Raw genomic sequence first — 26,817 nt, 5'->3', positions numbered from 1 at the left:
TAACTCTACTTTTGGATGCTTAAATATTAAACTTTGTCCATAAAAAACTAGCATTCTACAATTAAAAATTGAAACCCCTTTGATTCATATTAGATTCATACTGGTCTTGTTACTTTTGTTGCCACTTATGGTTTGGCTATAGAATTGTGCATAATTTATTAATATCACAGTGTTGCAATAGTAAATTTGGTAAAATCGCTTCAACACAACTATATTAGGCCTTGTTAACATTAGATGTGTCCATTAATTAAACGATGTGTTACGCCTTTAAAAGTGCCATTTGCTAAACAACTGCATTACGCGAGGCAGCGAAATCACACTTTAGTTATTTCAAATCTTGGTGTTAACAAGTTTTAGTTGACAAGCTTATGACGTACTAAAGAGAATTTAGGGGATAAAATGAAGAAACTGATAACCACTCTCATGTTAACTATAGCGCCAACAACGGTATTGGCTGTCGATGCTACACCATTGTTCTCCGTGAATATTGGCGCAGGGAGCTGGGGTGCCGACTACTCTGGCGAACTAGGTGACTTTGACACCAATGTTGATGATCTCGGGTTTGACGATGATAACAATGCCTATTTTTATGCCGCTTTTGAACATGCGGTTCCTCTTATCCCCCAAATTCGCTTTGAGAGAATTGATATTTCCTCCTCAGGGGTTGGCACCTTAACAAGGAGTTTTCAGATCGATGATCGTATTTTTACGGTTGGCTCTCAAGTAGCAACCGATTTAGATTTCACTTTCAATGACCTAACACTCTATTATGAATTAGCCATTTTTGATTTCGGTTTAACTTTTCGTCAATTTGACGCCGAGGTAGCCGCCAGTAATACCAATGGAAGCTTATCCGATAGTGAAGAGGTCGATGGCGTTTTGCCCATGGCATATTTACAAACGAAAATTGATTTACCTCTTACTGGCATTTATGTCACAGGTAATGTTAGTGGCATCTCCTTTGATGATAAATCTGTTATCGACTATCGAGCAGCTATTGGTTATGAAATTGATCTAGCTTTAGTTACTAAACTAGGGTTGGAAATTGGTTATCGAAGTTTTGAGTTAGACCTCGGTGATGAAGAAGACTTTGCTGCAGATATTGAGCTATCGGGTGCCTATATCGGCGCGAACCTGAAATTCTAATATCCTATGTATATAGAAATAGATGTTGGCTTGCCACATAGGCTCCAGCATCTATTTTTCATATCTACGTTTGCTGCCCGCTCATGAATACCTCCTAAGTATATTATTTGACTCTTTATGCGTTATAGATACTTTATATAATTGTAAAGATTGAAATACCTTCCTTTTATTTTAATTCATCATAACAACCATGTACCTAGAGGTATGGTGGCCAGCTATTTTCGTTCTCTTTCTTGGTTTGCTCTCTTCTTTGAGTGCCAAATATGGAATCGTTAAATTTCTATCCTCTATCGTTGTGACAACAAAGATGTATGTCTAATCTTAACTATAATGAGATTTTACATATATAAACCTTGTTGTTTGTCGCTTAATTGTAATAAATCATTAGTGAAAATTTTTTAGCTGCCGATAACAACTGTGTTATAGAAAGATTCTCAGATTTCAGCCTTGCATGCTTATAGGAATGCAAGGTTATTCCTATAAGCATGGCCTGGAGAAAACAATGAGACGTTTAGGTATTGTGAACAATACATGTGCATATTTAATATGGCTGTTTTGCTTTATATGTACTTCTTTTGTTGATGCCGGAGAGATAAAAGTCGGAATGAGCACAGCATTAGATGGGCCTGCCAAAGCTCTAGGTCAAGGTGTTAAACTAGGTGTCGAAACATATTTCAATAAAGTTAATGCCAGTGGAGGTGTTAACGGCAATACCTTATCGCTGGTTGCTAAGAACGATGGCTACGAGCCTAAAAAAGCCGCTGTGAATATGCGCGAACTTGCTGATAATCCAGATATACTGGCCGTTATTGGTAATGTTGGTACACCCACCGCCATTGTTACAGTGCCAATAGCTAATGAAAAAAAGATACTTTTATTTGGCGCATTTACCGGTGCCGGTGTGTTGCGAAAAACGCCCCCTGAACGCTATGTTATGAATTATCGGGCTAGCTATGCCGAAGAAACTTCTGCCATGATTGAAGGCTTATTAAAGTCTGGTATAAAACCTGAAGAAATTGCCTTCTTTACTCAAAATGATGGTTACGGTGATGCTGGCTATAATGGCGCAATTGCGGCATTAAAGAAAAAAGGCTATGCCGATGCTGATAGTTTAGCTCATGGACGTTATCCAAGAAATTCTCTTAATGTCGAAGAAGGCTTGTCTGATATATTAGATGCTGATGTAGAGCCTAGAGCTATCATTATGGTCGGCGCATATAATCCTTGTGCAACGTTTATTGAGCTGGCAAAGGAAGAACTGCCCGATACATTATTTTTAAATGTGTCATTTGTTGGCAGTGTTCCCTTGTTGAAAAAACTAGGGAAGCATGCCGAAAACGTGATTGTGACTCAAGTAGTTCCTCACTATAACGATGATCACTCAGGGATTAAAGAATATCGACAAGCACTAAAAGAGTTTAGCCCAGAAGCCGCGCCTGGATTTGTTTCTCTAGAAGGTTATATCGCTGCAAAAATTTTTGTTGAAGGTCTTAAAAAGACACAAGGTAAGGGTAATCGAGAGGATGTAATTAATGCTTTGCAATCCATAGGTACGATTAATTTAGGTATTGGCAGCGATATCAGTTTTAGTTCAACTAAGCACCAGGGCAGTAACACTGTATGGCCTACCATTATCAAAAATGGTGAATATGTACCTTTGCAATGGGAACAACTGTAGTGCTTAAAACTTCGCTTAATGTTATACGCCAGTTATAATAATGTTATTTCGACATTCTAAACTCTCAGTAGGGTTGATGATAACAATTCTTGGTGGCTTAGGAATTTTATCATCAATTTTAATTGCAGCATCAGGCTCATTCTCTTTACGTGGTTTAACCAAGTCTCAGCAGGAAATTTTAGAAGTAGGTGAACTGCGAGCGAAAATAACTGCTTTTCAAGGTTCACTATTGTCATTGGCACTATCTCAAGAAAATATAATAAGTGCCTCGAGTGCGGACGATATTAATCCAAGTGAAAATAAAATTTTAAGAGATAATGTTAAACATAATATTGATAACTTAGAAACCACTACCGAAAAATTTCCACAATTGCAAAATGTTTATCGTTCTCTCGCTAAAGAAACACTTTTACTTATTGAGGACGATAAATTACTTGAAAGTTTAACCTATAAAAATCTAAAACTCGAAAGTGAACTTAACTCCTATGTAGAGAGCCTGCAGAGCGATGTTAGTATTATACAAGCGGGTATTGATACTTTAGTAGGAAAAGTATCTTTCTCTGAAAAGCGCAGTGAGCGCTCTTTGAAACGGATGTTGAGAAAAAATTCAGATGCTGAAACTTTAGCGACTGATGTTGTTGTGCCTCTTATCAATAAAATATTATCCGATGGTAAAAAAATAATAAAGGAAAGTAATGCGTTAAGGGTTACTGTCTTAAAGCTATCTATTATTGCCAATAGTTTGAAGTCGATTCGTAATGTCGATGATCTCACTACCTTACAAAAAAACGAAGTCTCTCAGATTATTAGTAAAGGTGAATCTTCCTTGAAAAAGGTAGTGTCGATGACGGCGGACGATGAAATTCTTAAAGATCTCGTATTGGCTCAGGTGGATAATTTTTCAAAAATTAAAAACGTCTTGGCTGGTGAAGAGAGTTATGGCTTTGAGATACAAAGACAGAGTATTGAAAATAGAATTGCTAGGGAAAAGCTATTAAACCATATTGACGATATGTTTCTTGTTGTGGATAGCAATACTACAGAGATTATTCGTTTATCCATGTCTATTGCCAACGTAGCGAAGGAAAATTCGGAAAGTGTTAGTTCAAATTCTATAGATCTTAATTTTACTATTGCCTTTATTGTTACTTTGGTTTTGTTATGTTTAAGCTTTTTGGTGATCAGGTTGACATCGAAGCCCTTGTCTAATGTCAGTGAAATGATGAGAGAAATAGCCGAAGGTGAAGGTGATTTAACCTTAAGGCTAAAATCTGGTGGGGTTAAAGAAGTAGATGAAATATCTTTGGCATTTAATATTTTTGTAGAAAAAATAAGAGCTATATTAGAGGAGACAATAGAGGCTGTAAATAGTGTCTCAGGTTTTGCCGATAGAGCTGCCGATGTGGCTCAAAAGACTCTTTCTCATATGCTCAAGCAAAACCATGAGCTTGAGTCTATTGATACCCGAGTAAAAGAAATGGGAGCCACAACCAACCAGATATCTGACAGTGCAACAAATGTTTCTCACAGTGCCGAAGCAGTGAATAATCGTTCAAGAGAAGGTAAGGCACATGTCGACAACGTTGTAAGCGCTGTCTTTGAACTAAAAAATGATATCTCGCAAAGCACAGAGTCTATGCTGAATTTGGCTGAAGAGAGCCAAAATGTGGGTAAGGTTCTCGATGTTATTAAAGGCATCGCAGAACAAACCAATCTGTTGGCGCTGAATGCGGCGATTGAGGCCGCCAGGGCGGGAGAGCAGGGGAGAGGTTTTTCGGTTGTAGCTGATGAAGTTAGAACATTGGCAAGCCGTACTCAAGAATCTACTTTAGAAATACACGAAATTGTTGAAAAACTTCAAGATGGTGCAAAGCAATCACTGGCTCTAATGGAGCGTGGCAACAATAAAATTCACAAAGATGTTGAGTTAGCCAAAACGGCTGCAGAAATGCTAGTAGAGATAACCGAGTCTATAGAGTCCATATCTCACAGTAGTCAGCATGTTGCCTCTTCCACTGAGCAGCAAAGTGCCATGAACGTTGAAATTGGCGTAAGTATTTCCAATATTAGTGATCTCTCCAGTGAGACAGAACTCAGTGCTAAAGATACACTCAATGCCAGCACGCAACTTTTAGACTTAAGTTCTAAAGTGTCAACTTTACTGAATCGCTTCAAGATTCAATAGCTCGTGCTTCAAACCAACTATTACTTATTGTTCCTTTTATCATTTATTGTCTATAAATATCTGAAGGAATTAAAAGTGTAACTCAGACTTTTTTCAAAATATTAATAAAAAGTGCAACTATTTTGTTTGTTACTCAGTATATCCGAAATTGGTTTGAATTTTGGCTTGACCTTTTTGAAAAATATAAAAAATATTTTCTTTTAGCTGCACCCCTAATTAATTCCTAAGCGTACATCTACTTGTTATAAAAAACTCTAACTAAACGATTACTATCGGAGCTTACTCAGCATGAATAAATCACTTGTCGCAGCTGTTGCGACTTTAATTCTCAGTGCATGCGGTGGTAGTGATAATAATCCTACCCCGACACCCACGCCCACTGCTACACCCACAATCTCTTCTTGCCCTACAACCATTGGCAATCTCACTCCCATGGCCTTGGCCGTGCAAGATGGCCGTAACCGCTGTCAGATTAGTGGGGTACTTACTTCAGACGGGACGCTTAGTAACACTAATAACACGGATTGGGAACTAGAGGGACTTTTACAAATAGGTGATGATAGTAATAGCGCTACATTAACTGTTGATGCTGGCACAACTATTTATGGTGACAACATCGACATGGTGGATCATGTATTTGTATATCCAGGATCTGCAATTTCTGCCAATGGAACTGGCGCAAACCCAGTGCGCTTTTTATCCGATGATGATGATGTCAATGGCAGTGGCGAGTGGGGAGGTATATTTATTCGTGGTGATGGGGAGAATTTACTTGATTATGTAGTAGTTGCTGAAGCCGGTGCTGCTGTAGATGTAGCAGGCACCACCTATATGGACAATATTGTATTAAATTCTGTGACCCAAAATACTCGTCTTACCTTTGTTCAATCTCATGACTCTGCGCGGGATGGTATTCGTATTCAAAATGGTAATCCTAGATTGAGCTGGATCCTGGTTACCGGTGCTACTCGTGATGGCATTTGGTATCGGGACTTTAACGGTTTAATTAAAGACCTTATGGTAATTCACCGACCTACCACAGGGCGTGCCGGTATTTATACTAGCGAAAGTAGCGCCACAACAAGTTTTAATCCTCGTATTGTCAATGCAACATTAGTAGGGCGCGATGGCGCTAGTGTTGATGCTAGCGCAGATACTGCCGCTCGTGAATTTGGTATTTTGTTTGCCGATAATACTGACGAAGGACGCTTTGCCAATATTTTAATTGCTAATTTCCGCAACGGTTGTTATGAAACTTCTGCCGATGCCAATCTCAGCAATATCCCCTCGACAATGGGCGGCAACCTTGGCTACCTTGACGGTATTCATTGTGCTAACGAAGCTGGTGCTAACCCCAATTTTGCAGTACTAAGAGAAAATACCAACGGTCTCACAGTACAGGGAATTGGTAATGGTGATGGTTTTAGGTATTACAATGGTGCCACTAACCCTGTGACATTTACCGGTGAAACTACAGACCGACTCTTTACTGCTGGCTGGTATCTTTTCCAGTTGGGTATTATTCCTAATGGCTTAGCTGCTGATGCCAACTCATTAAATGCTTTTAATGATGGCGATACTAATAACGATGGCAATGTTAATGCTGATGACGTGGGAGCGACGCCTTTCTTAGGCGTGGCAGGTGCCAATGATTTTAATACTGATGTGGCTGCTGATACGGGGGGGTATGATCTCACGCATATTGGTGCAGTAAGAAGTGGCAGCGATGCCAGCAGTGCCCAATTTAATGGGTGGACGGTTGCCACCGGTGCAGGTGAAGGTTTCGCCGTACCTAATAGCAATGTTATCGCACCTAGCGCTGAAGCACCTGTGGCTTCCACTTGTCCTGCTGTTGGTAATTTAACGCCGACGTCGCTAATGACAGTTAATGGCCGTAATCGCTGCCAGCTAAGTGGTACCTTAACCGCTGATGCAAGTATCGACGGCTCCGTTATCTGGGAGTTAGAAGGTTTGCTACAGGTGGGAGATGATAGCAATACAGCGACCTTAACAATTGCGGCAGGCACTAATATTTATGGTGATAATGTCGATGCTGTGGATCACCTTTTTGTTTACCCAGGTTCGGGTATACAAGCTAATGGTACTGCGGCGAGCCCTGTTCGTTTTCTCTCGGATGATAGTGATATGAACGGCACAGGTGAATGGGGAGGTTTGTTTATTCGCGGCACTGGCGATAATCTTTTAGATTATGTTGTTGTTGCCGAAGCGGGTGCAGCAACCATGGTAGCAGGTACCACCTATCAAGATAATATTGTATTAAATTCGGTAGATGAAAATACTCGTCTTACCTTTGTTCAATCACATGACTCGGCGCGCGACGGTATTCGTATTCAAAATGGTAGTCCGCGTTTAAGTTGGATTCTTGTTACTGGCGCTACTCGCGATGGCATCTGGTATCGTGACTTTAGTGGCCTTATTAAAGACCTTATGGTAATTCATCGTCCCAGCACAGGCCGCTCTGGGATTTATGCCAGCGAAACTGTCGCAGGTGATTCCAATCCTCGTATCGTCAATGCTACCCTTGTTGGACGTGATGGGGCTAGTGTTGATGCTTCTGCCGATACAGCAGCGGGTGAATTCGGAATTCTATTTGCCGATAATACTGATCAAGCGCGTTTTGCTAATATACTAATTGCTAATTTCCGTAACGGTTGCTATGAAGCTGATGAAGCGGCGGACTTAAGTGCTTTTGATGCGACTATTCCAGGCCCTGTTTATCTTGATGGTATTCACTGTGCTAACGAAGCTGGTGCTAATAGTAATTTTGCTGTAGTTCGTGCTGGGTCACAAGGCCTACCAGATTCCATCCAAGGTATTGGTAATGGTGATGGTTTGCGCTATTACAATGGTGCTACCAACCCTATAACTTTCACTGGCGAAAATGCACCACGTGCCTTTACTTCAGGTTGGTATCTATTCACCATCGGTAGTTTAACTAATGGCTTAGCCGCTGATTCAGCAGCATTAAATGGTTTTAACGATGGTGATACTAATAATGACGGCAATACAGATACAGCGGATATTGGATTTGCCCCATTCCTAAATGATAGCAGCGCCTTCAGTGCCGATGTGGCTGGTGATACAGGTGGTTATGATCTTACCCATATAGGCTCCGTGCGCAGTGGTTCTCGCACTTCATTAATGAATCGTCAATTTGATGGTTGGACAATACAAACAGGTGCAGGCCAAGGCTTTGCTGTTCCTGCACCAGTGCCTGCTGCACCTTAATAGATTTCATTTGAGGTAAGTGACTTAAGGCCTTCTCGGAAACGGGGAGGCCTTTTTTTATGGTTGCCAGACGATATTCACCAACGCTACGCTTATTATTTATCTGTGCTTGCCTTGTTTAGCGCCTGGCTCTGCGCAAGTGTTTTGGTTTTGGCGGCAGTACCGGTAATAATTCATCCCTAATACTTTCTGGTTTTGGGGGGAGCGGTGGTGGCGCTGGTTTGGGGTATAGCGGAGGCCTTTTGCTCGATTTAGGATGTGTCATAACTGCAGGAGCTGAGCTTGCTCTTTTATGCGTCTTATGTTTTCTGTGTTTACTGGAACTTGAACTTCTTGCAGCTGTGCTGCTACTTCCATAACGACTTGTTCTCATATTTAAGTTCTCAACTGATTGCACATGTACTTTTATGTCTTGAAAAAATAAATTAAGTTCGTAGATCGTAAACAAGTAGTATTTTATGAGAACTCTAGCTGCACCCCAAATAATTTCTTGACGTTTAATATATTTCCAACCTTCAAATACATTTTATAATTACATAAAAACATTATGCATATCGGCTACTATTGGGTAATGACAGCAGGTGTGTTGAAGGTTTAACTAGTGGCTGTGCGTAGGGTGACATATAAGTAAATAGAATAATTCTGCTGACAAAAAAATAATGCCATTTAACCGCTTTTCTGTTAAATTGTTTTTTGGGGACCAATTTTTATTGGTATGACATTATAATTTTTGATCTAAATGCTTGAATAACGTCAACGCAACAATAACTTAAAAAATAAATCCTATGTCGATAATTATTAAATCTGTCCATATACTAAGGTTAACTATATTTATCAACACTTTACTGCTATTGCAGGCTTGTCAACCTAAAGAGAATATTGATAAAGAGGGGGAAAACTGGCAATGGGAGTTAGTAACAACTCAAGGGACGCCTACCGCAAGGCATGAGGCTTCATTTGTCGAGCATAACGGCCTAATGTACTTGATAGGTGGTAGACGAATTAATCCTACCAATGTCTTTGACCCTAGCAACAATACATGGGTTCAAAAATCTAAGCCCCCATTAGAGTTACATCACTTTCAGGCGGTCTCTTTGGGAGATGCTATCTATATTGTTGGCGCTATGACGGGAGGTTACCCTAAAGAATCGCCACTAACACACGTTATTAAGTATGACCCTAATACAGATACCTACACCAATGTGCATGAAATTCCACAAGCTCGCCGCCGTGGTGGGGCAGGTGCAGTTGTGTATAACGACAAAATATATCTGGTGGGTGGCATAACTAATGGCCATATTGACGGTTATAAGCCTTGGCTTGATGAGTACAACCCTGAGACAGGGGAGTGGAAGGTGCTCCCCGATGCAACTTTTGCTCGCGATCATGTGCAGGCAACAGTACTCAATGACAAGTTGTATGTCTTCGGTGGTCGCACTAGTCGGCAAAGAACCAATCAGGTACTTGAATTACTAGTGAAGTATGGCGAAGTTTTTGATCTTAAAAAACAACAGTGGGATGTGGTCAAACAGGACTTGGCTTTACCTACATTGAGAGCTGGTAATATGTTATTTGCCTGGGGTGATGAAATCATTGTCGCCGGTGGTGAAAGTCATACGCAAGAAGCTGCTCACGCTGAAGTGGATAGTTTTAATGTGGTAACACAAAAGTGGCGCCGTTGGCCAAATGCATTAAAAGGACGACACGGTACTGGTTTAGCGCAGGCCAATGGTTATCTCTATATGGCCTCCGGTTCTGCCAACCGTGGTGGCGGCCCAGAGTTGCCAACGATTGAGCGTTTAAAGCTACCGGATATTAATACCACTTCTAAGGCAGCTCAGGAAAACGACACAGATACAACCATCACACAAAATTGGCATACTATTACTGTTGATTTTACGGGGCCGGCTGTTGCGGAAACAGATGAAGAAAATCCTTTTACAAACTATCGCTTAGATGTGGAATTTAAAAACTCAAAAAGTAAACACTCTGTGCGCGGATTTTTTGCAGCAGATGGAAACGCTGCTAATACTGGAGCCGATAAAGGTAATGTTTGGCGTGTGCATTTCACCCCTGATGTTAAAGGTGAGTGGAGCTATTCTGCGGTACTGAGGAAAGGTAAGAATATTGCAATTCTCGATGCTGGAGATATCGCTGATGCGCAGTCTATTCCCATTACAAATAGCACAGGAACATTCCTCGTTGTCGATACAGATAAAGAAGCGCCTGATTTTCGCGCTAATGGCTTTTTAACGGCTGATGGTGCATATTTTCGCTTTCGCAACTCTAATACATATTGGATAAAAGCGGGTGCTAATAGCCCGGAAAATATGTTTGGTTTTTTTGAGTTTGATGGCACCTATAGGCATGGTCAAAATGAGCGCGATGGAGAAGCTTCTGCAGGAAGTGAATTACACCGTTTGCAAGCACATGCACAAGATTGGCAATTAGGTGATCCCACATGGCAGGACGGCAAAGGGAAAAATATTTTTGGTGCTTATAATTATCTTGCCTCTAAGGGGATGAATTCTCATTATTTTCTGACCATGAATATAAATGGCGATGGAAAAGATGTGTGGCCATTTATCAATCACAAAGATTTCAGCCGCTTTGATGTTAGTAAGCTCGAACAGTGGGATATGGTATTTTCCCATATGCAAGCAAAGGGAATTTTACTGCATATGGTGATCCAAGAAACCGAGAATGAGCGCCTGTTTGATGATGGTGATACAGGCCCGCAGCGAAAGCTTTATTTTAATGAGTTAATTGCACGTTTTGCTCATCATCCTGCTTTAGTTTGGAATTTGGGAGAAGAAAACGGCCCAGCAGAATGGTCTCCTATTGCTCAAACTCACCAGCAACGCAAAGCAATGTCGAGTTATTTAAAAAAACATGATCCTTATCAACACCCGGTGCTACTCCATACTCATTCAACACCTGAAGCTAAGGATGAAATTTTATCTCCACAACTTGGACACCAGCCACTAGATGGCTTGTCATTTCAGGTGGAAAAACGTGAGACGGTCAATGCAGAGATTCAACGATGGTTTAAGGCGTCTAGCAAAGCTAACAGAAAATGGTTAATTACTATGGATGAAATTGGTGTGTGGCAAGATGGCGCCTTACCCGATAGTAAAGATCCAAATCATAATACATTACGACGCTACGCTTTATGGGGCACTTTAATGGGTGGCGGTGCCGGAGTTGAATGGTATTTTGGTGCAAAACACCAAGCCACAGATTTAACGTCGGAGGACTGGCGTCTGCGAGACCGCCTATGGACTATCACTAATCATGCACGTGTCTTTTTTGAAGAACATTTACCTTACTGGTCAATGCAGGCGGCAAATGAATTAGCTGATCAAGAAGATGCATATGTGTTGGCGAAAAAAGGGGAAATCTATGCGGTTTATTTGCCTAAAGTCCTATCAACCAAATTAGATATGAGTGCATCTCATGGCGAATTTACAGTTCAGTGGTTTGATCCTTTACACGGAGGTGAGTTACAACAAGGGTCTCGTAAAATAGTATCAGCAGGTGGCCAAGTTGATGTTGGTCAGCCCCCTTCTAATGTTGATCGGGATTGGGTCGTGTTGGTAAAAAAACTGGAAGATAAAAATGGATAGATTTGAAAAAGGTTTTTTAATGTCAATATCGTATTTTACCTGTCAATAGACTAAAAGCGGAATGTAGAACACAAAGACGTACAACAAAACGCCATAGAATAGCTTTTTTTACTAAAATAAGGTTTATACATGGCTGTACCTCCTAAAACACTCAAAGTATATGAACAAAATCGGCTAGATCGGGCAATTGATGCTTACGCCCGATTAGATAACCCTACTATTGCGGATTTAAACTTCGTGCGAACACAAGCCTCTGTTCAAGATCAAATTGAGCAATATCGTCTTGGTGCGTTAGGTATGAATGAACAAGAACTTATGTTAGAACAACATGATAGTGAAAGGTTATCTAAATTTATGGAAGCTGCTGGAGATAGCAGACCCAATGAGTACTGTCATTGCCATGCGATGATTGCAGGTATACATAAAGATTCTGCAACATTACGTGCAGTAATGGCCTCGGTCATGATGCGTAAAGATGATCCACGTAATGGTTGCTACCTACCCGCAAATACTGCCGCTAGGAAACATATGCCTCACTGGTTACGAAACGCAGTTCCACATAGCCGTATCCATAGAAAATCATGCTATCGCTGGATGAATGGGCGAATAAGTTTTAATCTTACTAAAACAATAGAAGATTTAAGCAATCAACTGAAGCTTATACGCTCTAATTTACAGAAAGGAACAATACCTCCTGAAATATTATTGGAAATGCGTCAACAAAAGGTTAGATAATGACACTTTATTCAGTCCATGAAAACAGCGAAAAATTCGCGACACTTGGCTTTGACCAGGATCAGATGTTTACGGTATTTGGTAAACTTCGTAATCAATTCAGTGTCAATTACCAACCGAAGCCATATGCAGAAAAACTCATTGACCCCCTTAAAGTGAATTTTGGACTTGAAGACCCTCCTACCTCAGCGGGTACAGAAATTCCTGATATCAGTAATCATTATGGGCGTTTGTTCCTCAATCCTAAAGCCTATGATGCGTTAAAAGATTTGCTTAAAAATGATGGTGAGTTTTTGCCTGTGGTATATGAGAATGGTAAAGGCTATATATTTAATACGCTTAGTGTCGCTGAATCTGTCGATGGACTAGACAAAAAGCTGAGCCTTAAAAATGAATATGGCGATGTGCGTAATGTTGCCTTTGATAAAAATCGTGTTGGTGACTTTATGATTTTCCGCACGTCGTTTGACAACTATATCAACGCATATGTACATCAAAAATTAAAAGATGCCATTGAAGATGCAGATTTGCACGGTGTATATTTCTCAATAGACCTCGGCAACCCTTACTCGGAAAAACACGCACAATCTTTGCAAAATGATTAACGCCATATAATATTAACAGGCTCTAGGACAAACGAGACTTAAAATCTTGGTAGCCAAATTTTTTGATCATTCTTATGTCATCTGTCTGTGAATTCCAAATGGCAATGGAAGGCAAATTTATACCGTTGAAGGTTGAAGTTTTTACCATAGTATAGTGAGACATATCGTCAAACATCAGGCGTTGTCCGATTTCTAACGGTTGATTAAAGCTATAATCGCCCATTACATCTCCAGCTAAACACGTTTGCCCACCTAAACGATAGTTATGTTGTTTTTCACCTTTAATACCTGAGCCTAAAATATGCGCATGATAAGGCATTTCTAGCGTATCTGGCATATGGCAGGTCGCCGAAGTGTCTAATATGGCAAGGTCTAAGCTGTTGTGAGTAATGTCTAGCACTTCACTAACTAAAATGCCTGTATTTATAGCAATGGCTTCTCCAGGCTCCAAATAAACCTGTAAATTATAGCGATGTTTAATCTCTTGAATACGTTTTATGAGTCCTTCAACATTATAGCTATCATCAGAGATGTGATGACCACCACCAAAGTTAATCCACTCCAGAGTTTTTAGCTGGCTAGCAAAGCGCTCTTCTATAACATCTAGTGTTCTTGCCAGCGGTTCATAGTTTTGCTGGCATAAAGTATGAAAGTGTAAGCCGCTAATCCCATCCAAGTTTATACTGTCAAACTGGTCGACTGGAATACCTAAACGTGAGCCAGGGGCGCAAGGGTCGTAAATAGGTGTTGTGCCTTCTGAGTGTAAAGGATTAACACGTAAACCAAATTTTAATTGCGGACGTTGTTGTTTCGCCGTTTCAATTATAGGTTGAAACCTTTGCCACTGATGATAAGAATTGAATACGACATGATCGGAGATAGCCAAAATTTCAGTTAGATCTTGTTCTGTGTAAGCGGCAGAAAATGTGTGTACTTCTCCGCCAAACTCTTCTTTCCCAAGTTGTGCTTCATGCAAACCACTTGCACAAGTGCCCATTAAATAGCGGCTAATAAGTGGTGCTAGGCTAAACATGGAAAAAGCCTTGAGCGCCATTAAAACTTTGGCGCCCGATTGTGATTGTATGTAAGCTAGTTTTTTAAGATTGTTTTCTATCGCCACTTCATCCACAACAAAGCAGGGTGAAGGAACTCTACTTACATCAAAATTTAAAAAACTTTTACTTTTTATTTCCATAGTGAAACGTAGATACCTAACAAGTTAAATCAAAATTAGCATTATCAATAACTTTCCAAGCAAGTCCGTATTTATTCATATCGGCCAAAAAAGGATCTGGATCTAGTTGCTCGATATTCCATACTCCAGCCTGCATCCACTTACCTTCAAGCATCATTTTGGCACCAATCATGGCTGGTACGCCGGTAGTGTAAGATATTGCTTGGGAGGCGACTTCTTTATAGCATTCTTGATGGTCGCAGATATTATAAATGTAGGCTGTTTTCTCCTTACCGTCTTTAACTCCTGATACGTAGCAACCGATACAAGTTTTACCTTTGGTTCTTGGGCCTAACGTTGATGGATCAGGAAGTAGTGTTTTTAGAAATTGAATGGGGACAATTTTTTTGCCCTCAAATTCCACCGGCTCGATTCCGGTCATACCGACGTTACCCAATACTTCAAGGTGTTTAATATAGTTATCGGAAAAACTCATCCAGAACTGCGCCTTTTTTAAAGAAGGATAATGTTTGGTGAGAGATTCTAGCTCTTCGTGGTACATACGATAAATATCATAGGTACCAACTTCTTCTGGACAGGTAAATTTTTGTTGTTGAGACATTGCATCGGTCGTAACAAATTGACCATTTTCCCAATGGCGGCATTCTGCTGTGACTTCACGAATATTTATTTCTGGATTAAAGTTTGTGGCAAAAGGATAGCCATGATCGCCACCATTGACATCTATAATATCGAGTGTATGAACTTCATCAAAATAATGTTTGGCTAAATAAGCAGTGAAAACATTGGTTGCGCCGGGATCAAAACCTGAACCTAGCAGTGCCATTAGGCCAGCTGCTTTAAACTTTTCTTGATAAGCCCATTGCCATTTATATTCAAATTTTGCTGTATCCAAGGGTTCATAGTTAGCAGTATCCAAATAATGAACGCCAGTCTCAAGGCAGGCATCCATAATGGTGAGATCTTGATAGGGTAGCGCTACATTGATAACTAGTTGTGGCTGAACATCTTTGATCAAGGCTACTAGCTCTAGCACTTTATCCGCATCTACCTGAGCGGTTGAAATATCGCGGCCGGTTTTAGCTTTTACACTTTTTGCAATATTTTTACATTTTTCTTCTGTTCGGCTTGCTAGCACAATATCACTGAACACCTCAGGTACCTGAGCGCATTTATGGGTAACAACTTGACTGACGCCGCCAGCGCCAATAATAAGTACTTTGGCCATGACTATTTCCTTAATTCTCTTTTTCGTAATAAGTGTAACCACGCATACTTTCGTTAAACGCGTTTATCATCTCAGCTCTTTCACGAGCTGTTATCCGTCCTTCTCGAACAGCGCGTTCAGCGGTATTTCTATAACGTGTTAATAATTCTTTAGGCTGAAACTCTACATAACTGAGAACGTCTGCAATGGTATCGCCGTGTATTTCTTTGACAAAATCGTAGCTACCATCCTCATTGAGGCGCACGCTGACAATATTGGTATCGCCAAAAAGATTATGCAGATCGCCGAGGGTTTCTTGATACGCTCCCACTAAAAATACACCGAGGTAGTATTCTTCACCATCGTGAAGTTGATGTAAGGGGAGGGTTGGCTGGGTTTCATAGGCACCGATAAAGCTATCTATTTTGCCATCGCAGTCGCAAGTAATATCAGCGATTACAGCTTCTCTTGACGGCTCTTCATTTAGCCTATGTATAGGCATGATAGGAAACTGTTGTTTAATTGCCCATATATCGGGAAGCGATTGAAATAAACTAAAATTACCGTAGTAGATATCTGCCAGAGAAACTTTCAGGCCTTCCAGGTCTTGTGGAATACGTTCCATTTCTTTGGTCATAGCTAAAATAGCATGCATGATGTCGAGGAATAGATTTTCTGCCACCGAGCGGGTGCGCAAGTCCATTAGACCGCGTCGGAACTGTGCCCTTGCTTCATTACGATAGTAGTGGGCGTCATTGTAATTTTCCTGCAAACGCCTAGGTGTTAGATCTGCGCGTATCTCACGCATATTTTTAATAATATCGTCTTCATCATCGCAGGCGTCTGGCAGAGCCGTCGGTTCAAAGGTATTGGTATCGAGAATATTAAAAAGCAATATAGAAGTATAGGCGACTGTGGCACGGCCAGACTCTGTAACGATGGTCGGATGATCAATACCGAGTTTATCGAAAGTTTGTTTGAGTGTATCGACAATGTCTTCGCAGTACTCGATCAGGCTATAGTTGCGACTTTGATCCTCATTACGTTGGGCTCCTGAGTAATCTACTGCCAACCCGCCACCGAGATCGATGTACGCTAATTTAGCGCCTTCCGCTTGTAAATCTGCGTAGAAACGACAGGCCTCTGCAATGCCACTGCGAATATCTTGGATGTCTGGAATCTGTGAACCTAGATGGCAATGGAGCAATTGCAAGCAATCGAGCATCTCCTCCGATTTTAGTTGGTCGACTACGTCGATTAATTGCGTTGTTGTAAGTCCAAATACACTGCGATCGCCACTGGTGGTATTCCAATGCCCGCTCACTTTCGTTGTCATTTTGACGCGCACGCCGATTGCCGGTGAGATACCCAGTGCCTTGCTACGCTCAATGATAATTGGTAGCTCAGAGGGTGTTTCAATCACAAAAAAACATGCAAAACCGAGTTTGGTTGCTCGCAGGCCTAAATCGATAAATTCTTCATCTTTATAGCCATTACAAATAATCAAACTTCCTGGTTCCGCGAGAGTCGCTAAGGCGGCGATCATTTCGGGTTTGCTTCCCACCTCAAAGCCATGTTGAAAACGGGCACCAAAATCAGCGATCTCTTCGACTACTTGTGCTTGCTGATTAACCTTTATCGGGTAGACACCACGATATTGGCCGCGATATTCAAGGGTTTCAATCGCATTTTGAAAAGCTTTGTTCAGGCGAAATATCTGTGCATCTAGAATGTTTTCTATTCTCAACAGCACGGGCATCTGCATATCCCTTTCTATCATACCTTGTACAATATCCAGCAGAGCTACCTGGGTGTTTTCAACCTTTGCACTCACTTTGCCATCTTTTAACAGGCCAAAGTAATCGTTACCCCAACGATTAATACCGTAGAGCTCAGCAGAATCTTCTGTGCTCCACTGTGCTAAAGTTTTTTGATCCAATGACGGTCTCCTAAAAGGTGTCGAACGAAAATTTCTTTATTGTTTGCAGGCCCTAATGCGCCAGCAAACCGCAGAGTCATATGACTCAATGTTAGACTGCTTTTAGCTCGTTTGTCAGGGGCTGTTGACACTACTTGAATAGCCTCTGTCGCCTCTGAAAACACTAGCCAAAAAAGGGGCAATTCTGCCTTAGTTTTTTCTTCAAATCCAGCAAATATCACGTTGACTCATACTTCTTTCTAGCCTGGGATACATACTGTTCATAAGCCTATTTGACCTTTGATAAAGGATAATGACAGTTGATCATAAACTTTGCCCGAAACTGGCTGCAATCTGCCATTATGAACACTCCTTTGTTCGGCAAGGCAAAGCTAAGCAAGGCAAGAATTGTAATGGCAATTGTGTTAAATATATTCGTTTTAAGGAGTACGACGCTAGCCTGGGGTGTAAGGGAATATCCAATATAATTACAGCCTTAATGCATGGATGCAATGAAATAAGCCATTGGTTTATTTGGTGGAAGGTGTAAGATATTGCTCAAGGAGATAGGGAGGTTGTTTGATATAGCACGAGGGAGAGGTTTAGCGGGCGAACGTATTTTTCGGGTACGGAGGTATTGTTATATGAAAACAGTATTCTTACCAAGACAAGGGTTATTTTGGTTCTATAGAGGGCCTGTTGACACTAATAGAAACACCTCTGCTGGAGAGTATTTTTCCGCTCAGCAAGGCAGAGCAAACGTAGTTTAGCTGTTCTAAATGAGCTTTGCGATAACGCCGCTGAGCGGAAAAATAATCCCAGCCCTTCGGGTTGTCCCTGAAAAGCGCTATTCGTCGTTGCTCGTCGCTTATTTAACACATTAAACTTCTCTCCTCCCGCCTAGACTAGCGCTTTTCAGGGACAACAGAGGTCATTCAAGTAGTGTCAACAGGCCCTAGGTGGTTGGATGGTGTATATGTTGTGTTTTCCTTTCACTGCCATGGACGCCGAACAAGGGAACTTGTGGTTATCAGATGTATTACGTATTGTGCTGACGATGCCGCTGTTACTGAGTTTTCGTTATCTTTACCAAAAGAATGAATGGCATCAACTATCGTTAATCGAGACGATTAGTGTGACTTTCGGCTTTAATTTGTTAACGGCTATTTTAGTTGTTTATTTTGTTCCTTTTTCTATAGCTTCAACAGATATTTGGTTTGATTTATTCCAACGAGAATCTATTTCTACTACAAGAACATTTGACGAGAAGTTTATAAGTTTTTTTTATTCTTATATTTATCAATTGCTATGGTGCGTTGTTTATATTTTATTTAATGCTCGTCTAATTAATGAAGGTCTAAGTTCTAAAGAAGAAGCTATGAGCCACGAATTAAAAGACGTTAAGATACATTTTTTGGTTAACCAAATTAGTCCTCACTTTTTATTTAATGGACTCAACAATTTATGTAGCCTAATCGATGAAGACTCAGAGAAAGCACAATCTGTTGTTCGTTCTTTTTCTGAGTTATTGCGTTATTGCCTTGAAGCGCACAAGTACGAGAAAGCATCGATGCAACGTGAAGTGGAATTCGTACAACACTATATTGCGCTATCTAAAATTCAGTATGAAGAACGTTTGCGTTTTTCATTGCATATGCCTGACTCTCTGTATGGCTATATGGTGCCACCAATGATGGTTCAGCTACTAGTTGAAAATGCGATAAAACATGGTGTCGGTAGTTGTAAGGATGGTAGTGATGTAGAAATGAGAATATATGAAAAGGATTATTTTATTCATATTGTTGTGATCAATGATGGTAATTTATCTAATAGAGGAAATGGCCAGAGTAGTGGTGTTGGTTTAAAGAATATCTATGAGCGATTACAGTTATTATATAATGATCGTGCTAGTTTTGATATTGATGCTTGCGCAGGTAAAGTAATTGCGAAGTTGGTTATACCTAAGGAAAAATTTTATGAAAGCGGTCATTATTGAAGATTCTCGCTTAGCGCGAGAGGGCCTAAAAAAGCTGTTAAAAAAATTTTCTTCGATAGATATATTAGGTGAGGCCGAAGATGCAGATCAAGGTGTAGAACTGATTGGAAATCATAAGCCTGATGTTATTTTCTTGGATATAGATATGCCTGGTAAGAACGGTTTTGCTATGTTATCTGAGTTATCTTATGACCCTCAGGTTATTTTTACAACAGCCTACAGTGAGTATGCTGTGCGTTCCTTTGATTTTAATACGATAGATTATTTGCTAAAACCTATAAATCCGGAGCGCTTAGCTAAAGCCATTCAAAAACTTAACGATATGCAGGAACTTAATCAACAAGATGATAATCGTTTGAGTGACAATAGTAAGATTTTTATCAAGGATAGTAATGAGAATTATTTTGTAACTCTAAGTAAGATACGACGCTTTGAAAGCTGTGGTAATTATACACGTGTGTATTTTGATGATATTGCTCCGTTCGTATACAAATCTTTAAGTAAAGTAGAGGAGAGATTGCCCGAAGATATATTTTTTCGAGTCAACCGACAGCAGATTATTAATCTGCGTTATGTAAAAACAATGGAAGATGGCGTTGCTGGCAATTACGTTATTCGAATGGATGATGGGGAAGAAGTTGCTGCTTCACGGAACCAGTCGTCGCGCTTACGTGCTTTATTTTCTTTGTAGGAGAACAACTTATAAGTAAAAAAGACGGGTGCCACGAATACTTCATGATAAATACTCTTAATGCTTGTTAAAAAAACACCCGACTTTTATAAGGATTTTACTCTCTAATATGCTCGAACTTGAAAATACACGGTTCTACATGGGCGCAGCTTTTTTCGCTGCCTAAAAATAAGACACATTGATCTAAGCTGTTCATACCGTAACAGTAGTGGAGATCACCTGTGATAACAGGCGTGATGTAACGTTCGGCGGCTTCACGTTTGCAAGGTTCGACATTGTTGCAAGCGTCCTTACTGCCAAAAAAAGTAACGCACTGGCCTAAAGAGTTTTGGCCTCTACACCAAGTGGGCGAGTCGACTTTTATACCTAGGGTATCAGCTGCGAACACTTGTGTTGATGCTGTGAAAAGGCTAACTATTATAAATGCCATATTAAGAAAAATTGCTTTTTTCATTGTTGTTTCCCGTTTTTGTAAAAAATTCTATATGAAACAAATTGCTTCACTATTTAATACAGAATTTTGAGGGAAGGCAGGACAGCTAAATATATTTTCATCTTAGTCATAAAATACATTGAGGAAATATGTATGAAGAGAAGAATGAAATCTTTAAGTGTGTTCGATGATAAACCAGAAGTGGATATGACACCAATGTTGGATGTAGTGTTTATTATGTTAATTTTCTTTATAGTGGCAGCATCTTTCTCTACTGAGAAAACAATTGCGATTAACCAACCGCCTAAAGCTCCTGAAGAGGCTATACAGGAGCAAAAATCAAATTTACTTATTCATATAGATAGCACTAACCATATAAAAATAGATAATAGGTCTATTGATGCTAGAGCTGTTAGGGCTATGGTGGCACAACATTTAGCTGCCAACCCTGATTCACAGATTATTGTGCGGGCTCACGAAATGGCTGCAACTAAAAGTTATATTGTTATTGCTGATCAAGTACGTCAAGTAACCCAAGGTCGGCTTATGCTGACGACATATAGTAATTAATTCTTCTTGTGGTAAAAAGTATAGTTGTTGCCTACTTATATTAAAGCTATATCACTTATAGCTTTTTTACCATGCATTAGCCAATACCTTTTGAGTTGGCTTTTAAGCTAAATCATTAGGGGTAGTTAATTGATTTTACTTTTGCATGTTATATTGTAAGTTTTTTGAATTTTATATACGGTTTAAATATTTGTTGTTAAGTCTTCGAGCGATAAAAAATAGAAAGTTTCTTCTCTGAAGTTTGCCGCGAAATCTATGGTTTAGACGTATAGCCTCTAAAATGGTTGCTTGCATAAGTCTATCTACATCAAGCTTATGCTCTATCTCCATCTCAAAAAAACTGCGCAGATGTACGATATTATTTTTTATAATATTTTCTATAGGTTCATAAACGTAATTACTACTGGGCTTACTTTTAATTATGGATTTTAATTTTAATGAAGTATCAGCTTTATCTTCATTTTGTTGTTGCACGGATTTAGAACTATAAGTTGATGTATTTATCATAATTATTTCCTAGTCTATTTGCTTTAGGCTCAACACTATGTGTGGTTATAACCCAAATAGTTCTTTATTCTAAAAAATTATTATAAAAACCTTCATACTCCTTACTTTTAGCAATAAACAAATCACTAATTGTTCATTTACGAGAGTTATATAACATAGACTATCGTTTTCAGGCAGGGTAGAGCATCACCAACCTTTACTGATTGGTGTGGGATGTTTGACAACAGTTCGATGGGTGTTAACAGATCTTAGAGCCTGTTCACAGACTTAAGCAGACTCTACATATTTTGTTAGGTCTAAGGCTATGATCAGGCGCTCTTTATGGTGATAGGTTCCTAGAATAAGTTCACTGGTAGATGCTGAGCCAGTATTGGGGGCGGTATCTAGTTTGTCGAGATTGATGTCAATCATTTCATTGACAGCATCCACGACTAAACCGTAGTAGATGCCATGACTTTGCATGGTGATAATACGCCAGGTTTCTTGTGGATCTTTATGTTCCAAATCCAAGAGTCTGCGACCAGATAAGACCGTTACAATTTCTCCGCGTACATTTAAAATCCCCGTGACTTCATCAACAGCGCCAGGTACTGGTGTAGGTGTTTCGTAATTTAATATCTCTTGTATGTCATCGACGGTTAAGCAGTAGTCTTCGTCTGCAATCTCAAAGTTGACCCATTGTGTGTTCAAAGACCATTACCTCAAGTTGGTTAAAATAGTTAAAGAAGCTCTGACAATAGTCACAAACATCGGGCTTGCTCATAATAGCCAAGCCCTAACTTTATAATAGTTCAACCTGAAAGAAATGCTGCCTGTAATCTGAAGTTATATATCTATAGTTTTGCGATTTATCGCAGCCCCCTTAGGGCTAGCCAACACTTATCGAAGTACTTAGTCAAAGCTCTTCGCCAGTTGTAATCCTCCCCAAATAACATTGCGGTCTCCGCGTCCGTCTTTGATTTCAGAGGTATGTGCGCGCAGTGAGTAGGTAAAGCGATAACCGTTTGTTAGTGCCAGTGTATAGCCTAGCCAGCCTTCGAGAATGGCATGGTTTACTTCGCCGGTGTCATATTCTACTGCACTATCGCGAAACTGCCCTTGGAGAAATGCATTATATGCTCGGCCTTTAATCGCTACACCGCCCCAAAGATAATGCTCATAAACATGAGTTGATGAGGTGGGTGCTGATTTTTCACCATAGCTTATCAATTCTGGATTGAATGATACCCATGGTGTGTGAATTTTTCCTATTCTTCCACCTAGACTCCAACTGACCTCAGTAATATATCCAACCGACGCTTGTAAGGTATTTTTAAGTTCTGCACCGGAACTTGTTTTTAACAACAACTGTTGTCGAGCTATAGAATAGCGCGCGGTCAATTCGCCCCCATCAGATATTTGATTATTCCAGCCCAGTGGCTGATCACCGCTGGTAAGATCGTGTACACTCTCTTGCAGCTCTCCTACAATACCTAAGCCCAGAGCGCCCACTGTTAGTGTACTGCTCCATGAGGTTTCGCTCTGAGGGTTATAATGCTCAGTTGTGCTAGATACGTAGATCAAACTAGCATATGGCCTGTCGTCGAAAGCGGGCGCTGCTTGTCCTATATCTTCCGGTGTAAAGCCGAACAAGCCATATTCAATTTTGTGAGACGCTAAAGCATTATCGTCATGCTTAATTTGGAACTTGCTATCCAACCAGCTCAATGGCTGATGTAATGACGCCCAATGGTCTTTAGTTTTATCGCCCGCCAGAGTGACATTAACGCCGTAAGTATAATCTTGGTCACGGCTACCAGGCACTAGTACATCATTATCAAAAGCAACAGCCCAGCCTTGTTTTGCTCCATGACTATTAACGATGGATTTGCTGTGAGGCTTGGATACATCTGATTCTTCTATCTTAGCCCAACTCTGAGAGCTCACGAGGAGACTCAAGCTAAATAAAGTACTTAATAATGTGCGTTTTGATAAATTGATGGTCATAATATTGCTCCAGGTGACCGGTCGTCTTGTTTTTTTCCAAAAAAAAGTCGAAAATATATATCGAAACAATTGTTTCGAGTTGAATTCGACCGGTCGTCTTACTTTTAGTTCAAAAAAAATTTACACTGTCATATGACGAAGCATGGCACGAAAAGCGTTGAGTGGTTCACTGCATTTCGAAGCTTTCATTCGCATAAGGGCGCCTTGCCAAGCATTGAAAATAAACTCTGCCATAACATCCGTATCTACATCTTCGTTTAGCACTCCCTTGGCTTTTGCTTCATCTAGTACCATAGCGAAGAGCCGTGTATTGCGTTTAAGGATTTGCTGTACCTTAACTCGGATAACTTCATTACTATCAGACATTTCTTGGCACATGTTGCCCAAAAAACAGCCAAACTTAAAATTGCATTCATCGGCATGTTCGGCTCCACAAACGAAGTAAGCATGCAACTTTTCCATTGGGCACTTATGGTCTGCCAGCAAGATCTTTCGGGCTTCTTCATAGGACTCTTGTGAGACCTTTTCCAAAGCTTCTATGGCAAATGCTTCTTTGCTGTCAAAATAATTGTAAAAAGACCCTTTGGGAACACATGCGGCGTCGACGATGTCTTTAACACTCGTGCCGTTATAGCCTCGTGTTTTCATGACATCTAAGCCGTGGCACAAAATATAGTCTTTTTTCGATTCGCGTTTATTCATGGATGTATGATATGACCGGTCGTCTTGTTTGTCAAAGCTCAATTAGTTATAAGCTTAGGCCATTCCATTACCCTAAAGCAAATGGCTTTTGTCAGCTCATGCTTCTTAGTGAGCTTATTAACAGGTTTGATTAAAACGAAGGCTACAAAGCTAAGATTAGTCATTAGATCTACTGAAATATTTTTATTGGTTAGGCCAGTTTGTTTTTCCTATATAAATTTAACGTGCTTCCATTTTTAGTATTTCTTGTTTCTATATAAATAATAAGATGAATAAATAGCGCTTCGTTTATTGCTTTAATACGCTACTTGCATATGCTTAACTGCAATTGCTCCTCGGCTCTGGCTCCATGCTTCGCGCTAACACCCTTATCCTTATGGTCGTGCATTGCTCTACTACGCTACTTCCATGTAGCTAACGGGAGTTGTTTTGTGTCCTGGTTACAGTTATTAAAGGGTTATATTTCCGGGGTGGAGTAGATTTCCATTGTTTTTATGTATATTAAAAACAGTGAGTTTTATCTTTGTTATTTTTTTTCTGAAAAACAAAGTTAGAAGGGCATTTAAAAAGGGTTGTAATGTATTCTGATTTTTCAATAATTAATTTTTGTAATTTTAATCTTATATATGGATTAAAGAAAATTTTTTTTATTATTTAATTAAGTCTTAAATTTTTTTTCAGTGATTTTTTTCCTTACCAAGAAATGAGGTATAAGGCTTGTGTGAAATAATTCTAATTTATACTTTTTGCTAGGAAGGGCGTTAGGTGGGTATTGATTGCGCCAAAATAATAATTTTGGCGCAATCAGTTACTATATTTTTGAATAGTTTAATGTGAGGTTTTTCAAAACTTTATATTTTTCGTAGTCGAGCTGCTTGGTTATTTCATGCAAAGCAAGAAAACGTTGCTCCTGAACATAACGCAGTCTGTGGTGGATTGAGCCTTTAGTTATTTCTATTGGGCAAACATGAGTTGTGGCAAAAAGTCGGAACGTTGAAAACACACCGCGGTTAATTCTATCTTGCCCGGATTCATAGCGTTTTATTGTTTCAGGTGTTACTCCTAGAATATCGCTGAAGCCTTTTTGAGATAAGCCAAGCTGTTCCCTTAGTTGTTTAATTCGCTTACCAGCAGTTGTAATTAAGTCATCAATGTACATAGTTTGCCAGTTTTTGTCCCTTAATTTAGGCACTGGATGGTCACCAGATACATTGACTTGGCAGTGTCGCAATCCTAAACGGCGGCATATAAGTTTGGTAAAAAGCTCAAACTCATCGTGATCAAAGTGATGAAGGTGTCCATTAATAAACCATGAAATGCATTGTGATGGTGAAGCATTGAGAGGCGTACCTTGAACAACATCAGTAGGCGTAATACCTGTAGCAAAGCCCCATAGACCTAAATTACCTATGTTCAGCCATGCCTCTCCCCTTACTATTTTAGAGAATTGAGAGCTTTTTATGTTACACAGCTGAGCTAATTCGCTGCGACTGTAACCTGAGAGGTTATTGCCCGCCTCAATAACCTGACCGACTCTTTTGCGCATTTTATTTTCATCTTCTTGACTGAGTATAACGCCTGTAATACATGCTTCAGAAAAGTCTGGTTCGTTTTTTATATCGACAAGGTAGTAGTCTGCGGAGATGTCGACAATTTCACCCTTGGAATTCATATTATTCTAAAACCTTGAATTGTCAGTTTTTTGGTAGCTCTGCTTCCAGCAGAAAATGATTTTATTTGTTGTTTTATATATTATGGACTTTATTCTTACATGGGAATGCTAAAATAGCTAGAGCTATGTGTTGTTACATGTGTCAATGTTAACGGTTTATTTTGAATGCGTACACTAAGTCATAAAATTTTAATTCTTTTCTTATCTTTCTTAATACTATTTTCATTCTTCTTTTTCTTTAATGACGAATTAACTCCCTTTTTTAGATATGAGAGAGAGCTTATTTTACAAGGAGAGGTTTGGCGTTTGCTGACTTGTCACTTTGTCCATGTAAATACAACCCATGCAATTATGAATTTCTCAGCGCTTGTGCTTATCATGCTAGCGCTTGGTTATAAGCTAAGTTGTAAAGAATGGTTATCATCAGCTGTATTTTTAAGTGTATTTATTTCTTTAGGGCTCTTAATATTTTCTCCTGATATCGCTTGGTATGTAGGTTTTTCGGGGGTTTCCCATGGTTTATTAGTATTTATGCTGATTAAGAATAGTCTTACTGGTGATAAACTATATTTAATCGCACTACTGCTGGTCATAGTAAAAATAGGCCGTGAGCAACTTCCCGAATTCGATATCTTTCTTCTTATATTTCTGCCCCTGTCGTTGTCGATGCACATTTGTACGGTGCGATTGGCGGTGCATTATTAATTGCGTTACCT

The 26,817-nt window shown here is 39.9% G+C and carries 21 protein-coding genes; 12 read left to right on the top strand and 9 right to left on the bottom strand.

The features are described 5' to 3' along the window. The first annotated feature begins 399 nt into the window (after nucleotides 1–399). From BVC89_RS20855 to BVC89_RS20825, 7 genes are all read left to right on the top strand, one after another. Nucleotides 400–1,146 (top strand): TIGR04219 family outer membrane beta-barrel protein, encoded by a 747-nt coding sequence (locus tag BVC89_RS20855; protein WP_086933052.1) that lies wholly within the window; start codon nucleotides 400–402, stop codon nucleotides 1,144–1,146. Between the two features lie 451 nt (nucleotides 1,147–1,597). Beyond that, nucleotides 1,598–2,824, top strand: coding sequence for an ABC transporter substrate-binding protein (locus tag BVC89_RS20850; protein WP_342752198.1), 1,227 nt, complete (start codon nucleotides 1,598–1,600; stop codon nucleotides 2,822–2,824). A 76-nt stretch (nucleotides 2,825–2,900) separates the two neighbouring features. After that, entirely contained in the window at nucleotides 2,901–5,009 is a 2,109-nt protein-coding gene (locus BVC89_RS20845; protein ID WP_158658051.1) for a methyl-accepting chemotaxis protein, read from the top strand. Nucleotides 5,010–5,297: 288 nt separating this feature from the next. Further along, nucleotides 5,298–8,258 carry a hypothetical protein gene (locus BVC89_RS20840; RefSeq protein WP_086933050.1) on the top strand — a complete coding sequence of 987 codons (2,961 nt, stop codon included), beginning with the start codon at nucleotides 5,298–5,300 and terminating at the stop codon, nucleotides 8,256–8,258. Nucleotides 8,259–9,043: 785 nt separating this feature from the next. Further along, nucleotides 9,044–11,884, top strand: a complete 2,841-nt coding sequence (locus BVC89_RS20835; protein WP_103654294.1) for a Kelch repeat-containing protein — start codon at nucleotides 9,044–9,046, stop codon at nucleotides 11,882–11,884. Between the two features lie 129 nt (nucleotides 11,885–12,013). Then, a complete protein-coding gene (locus BVC89_RS20830) occupies nucleotides 12,014–12,619 on the top strand; it encodes an AHH domain-containing protein (RefSeq protein WP_086933048.1) in 606 nt (201 codons plus the stop codon). Further along, nucleotides 12,619–13,224 carry a hypothetical protein gene (locus BVC89_RS20825; RefSeq protein WP_086933047.1) on the top strand — a complete coding sequence of 202 codons (606 nt, stop codon included), beginning with the start codon at nucleotides 12,619–12,621 and terminating at the stop codon, nucleotides 13,222–13,224. The genes BVC89_RS20830 and BVC89_RS20825 overlap by 1 nt, the downstream gene beginning before the upstream one ends. Before the next feature lie 22 nt (nucleotides 13,225–13,246). On the opposite strand, the gene nspC is transcribed toward BVC89_RS20825, so the two are convergent. The 3 genes from nspC to speA are packed head-to-tail and all read right to left on the bottom strand — an operon-like array spanning nucleotide 13,247 to nucleotide 17,565. After that, entirely contained in the window at nucleotides 13,247–14,419 is a 1,173-nt protein-coding gene (gene nspC, locus BVC89_RS20820) for a carboxynorspermidine decarboxylase (RefSeq protein WP_086933046.1), read from the bottom strand. A 16-nt stretch (nucleotides 14,420–14,435) separates the two neighbouring features. Next, nucleotides 14,436–15,647, bottom strand: coding sequence for a saccharopine dehydrogenase family protein (locus tag BVC89_RS20815; RefSeq protein WP_086933045.1), 1,212 nt, complete (start codon nucleotides 15,645–15,647; stop codon nucleotides 14,436–14,438). A gap of 10 nt (nucleotides 15,648–15,657) precedes the next feature. Beyond that, nucleotides 15,658–17,565 (bottom strand): biosynthetic arginine decarboxylase, encoded by a 1,908-nt coding sequence (speA, locus tag BVC89_RS20810; protein WP_086933044.1) that lies wholly within the window; start codon nucleotides 17,563–17,565, stop codon nucleotides 15,658–15,660. Nucleotides 17,566–18,188: 623 nt separating this feature from the next. Between speA and BVC89_RS30610 the strand changes: the two genes are divergently transcribed. From BVC89_RS30610 to BVC89_RS20790, 3 genes are all read left to right on the top strand, one after another. Continuing rightward, a complete protein-coding gene (locus tag BVC89_RS30610) occupies nucleotides 18,189–18,314 on the top strand; it encodes a hypothetical protein (RefSeq protein WP_281260969.1) in 126 nt (41 codons plus the stop codon). A 206-nt stretch (nucleotides 18,315–18,520) separates the two neighbouring features. Next, on the top strand, nucleotides 18,521–19,540 hold the full coding sequence (locus BVC89_RS20795) for a sensor histidine kinase (RefSeq protein WP_158658050.1): 1,020 nt from the start codon (nucleotides 18,521–18,523) through the stop codon (nucleotides 19,538–19,540). After that, nucleotides 19,521–20,231: a LytR/AlgR family response regulator transcription factor gene (locus BVC89_RS20790; RefSeq protein ID WP_086933040.1), complete on the top strand. Its 711-nt coding sequence runs from the start codon at nucleotides 19,521–19,523 to the stop codon at nucleotides 20,229–20,231. Before BVC89_RS20795 ends, BVC89_RS20790 begins: the two co-directional genes overlap by 20 nt. A 97-nt stretch (nucleotides 20,232–20,328) precedes the next feature. Here the strand turns inward: BVC89_RS20790 and BVC89_RS20785 are convergent, their stop codons facing one another. Then, nucleotides 20,329–20,685, bottom strand: coding sequence for a hypothetical protein (locus BVC89_RS20785; protein WP_086933039.1), 357 nt, complete (start codon nucleotides 20,683–20,685; stop codon nucleotides 20,329–20,331). A 132-nt stretch (nucleotides 20,686–20,817) separates the two neighbouring features. On the opposite strand from BVC89_RS20785, the gene BVC89_RS20780 reads away from it, so the two are divergent. Then, on the top strand, nucleotides 20,818–21,234 hold the full coding sequence (locus tag BVC89_RS20780; protein WP_086933038.1) for an ExbD/TolR family protein: 417 nt from the start codon (nucleotides 20,818–20,820) through the stop codon (nucleotides 21,232–21,234). A gap of 171 nt (nucleotides 21,235–21,405) precedes the next feature. Here BVC89_RS20780 and BVC89_RS20775 read toward each other — a convergent pair whose 3' ends face one another. The 5 genes from BVC89_RS20775 to BVC89_RS20755 form a co-directional block, all read right to left on the bottom strand. Beyond that, nucleotides 21,406–21,741 (bottom strand): hypothetical protein, encoded by a 336-nt coding sequence (locus BVC89_RS20775; protein WP_086933037.1) that lies wholly within the window; start codon nucleotides 21,739–21,741, stop codon nucleotides 21,406–21,408. Between the two features lie 267 nt (nucleotides 21,742–22,008). Then, nucleotides 22,009–22,431 (bottom strand): chemotaxis protein CheW, encoded by a 423-nt coding sequence (locus tag BVC89_RS20770; protein WP_086933036.1) that lies wholly within the window; start codon nucleotides 22,429–22,431, stop codon nucleotides 22,009–22,011. A gap of 201 nt (nucleotides 22,432–22,632) precedes the next feature. After that, on the bottom strand, nucleotides 22,633–23,727 hold the full coding sequence (locus tag BVC89_RS20765; protein WP_086933035.1) for a lipid A deacylase LpxR family protein: 1,095 nt from the start codon (nucleotides 23,725–23,727) through the stop codon (nucleotides 22,633–22,635). Between the two features lie 120 nt (nucleotides 23,728–23,847). Continuing rightward, nucleotides 23,848–24,429: a TetR/AcrR family transcriptional regulator gene (locus tag BVC89_RS20760; protein WP_086933034.1), complete on the bottom strand. Its 582-nt coding sequence runs from the start codon at nucleotides 24,427–24,429 to the stop codon at nucleotides 23,848–23,850. A gap of 811 nt (nucleotides 24,430–25,240) precedes the next feature. Continuing rightward, complete coding sequence (locus BVC89_RS20755) at nucleotides 25,241–26,101, bottom strand: helix-turn-helix domain-containing protein (protein ID WP_086933033.1); 861 nt, start codon at nucleotides 26,099–26,101, stop codon at nucleotides 25,241–25,243. 165 nt (nucleotides 26,102–26,266) lie between these two features. Here BVC89_RS20755 and rrtA point away from each other — a divergent pair, with 165 nt between their 5' ends. Next, nucleotides 26,267–26,806, top strand: coding sequence for a rhombosortase (rrtA, locus tag BVC89_RS20750; RefSeq protein ID WP_086933032.1), 540 nt, complete (start codon nucleotides 26,267–26,269; stop codon nucleotides 26,804–26,806). Nucleotides 26,807–26,817: the final 11 nt, after the last annotated feature.

It is taken from the genome of Agarilytica rhodophyticola, assembly GCF_002157225.2.
Classification (GTDB): domain Bacteria; phylum Pseudomonadota; class Gammaproteobacteria; order Pseudomonadales; family Cellvibrionaceae; genus Agarilytica; species Agarilytica rhodophyticola.
Note: the sequence above shows the minus strand (reverse complement) of the source record. Positions and strands in the feature narration are given on the sequence as shown.